Origin of the sequence: Saccharopolyspora sp. 6V (assembly GCF_020176785.1) — a bacterium.
In the GTDB taxonomy this organism is placed as follows: Bacteria; Actinomycetota; Actinomycetes; order Mycobacteriales; family Pseudonocardiaceae; genus Saccharopolyspora_C; species Saccharopolyspora_C gregorii.
This window is the reverse complement of the sequence record NZ_JAIUKB010000035.1, coordinates 49,948-50,652: the sequence shown is the minus strand read 5'-3', so window position 1 is coordinate 50,652 and position 705 is coordinate 49,948. Positions and strand designations below refer to the sequence as shown.

Annotated in this window: 1 protein-coding gene; it reads right to left on the bottom strand. The window is 75.2% G+C overall.

Going from position 1 to position 705, the window contains the following annotated elements:
* Window positions 1-296: hypothetical protein (locus LCD35_RS08090; protein WP_225043975.1), on the bottom strand; the 296-nt coding region annotated here is incomplete at its 3' end.
* Window positions 297-705 lie beyond the last annotated feature (409 nt).

Here is a 705-nt window from a genome sequence, read left to right as displayed (position 1 = left end):
TGGCGCTGACCGAGCTCGCCGTCACCGGGGAGGATGGGTTCGTCGTGGACGGGCGCGGTGGCGGGGGCACCGCTGGTGCTGGGCGCGGCGCCGGTGGGCGGCGGGCCGGTCCGTTCGGTCGGGTCGCCGAGCAGCGGGAGTTCGATGGTGTGCTCGGCGCTGGTCTGCGTGGTGCTCGGGCCGCCGAGGAGCCCGCTGATCGGCTGCGCTTCCGCGTGGGCGGCACCGGGCAGCACGGTCAGGACGCACAGAGCCGCCGCGCTGACGGCGGCTCCGGCGAGTTCGGTGACGGTCACTCCTTGCCCCTTTCGAGTCGTCACCTTGTGATCGCCGGAAGGGGCGGTGGAGTTGCACTCTGTTACCGATTCGAGTCCGAGTTTCCTATCGCAACCGGTTTCGGACTTTTCCGGCTCGGCGCGTGACCGAACCGGTACCACTCGGAGTGATCGACGGCAGGGGTGTAGGCGCAGCTCGCGGGGGATCGGGGGCGGATCGGAGCGGGTTCCGGACGCACAGGGTCAGCAATTTTCGCCGGCAACGTTCCGTGTTCGCCGCAGCGCCGGTGCCCCCGTCCGGCCGCGCGCCCTGCTCCGCCCGGCTTGCCCCCCGCGGCGGACCCCGAGACGGGGGGGGGGGCCCCCCCCCGCCGCCGGGGGGGGGCGGGGGGGGGGGGGGGGGGGGGGCCGGCGGGGGGGCGGGGGGGTG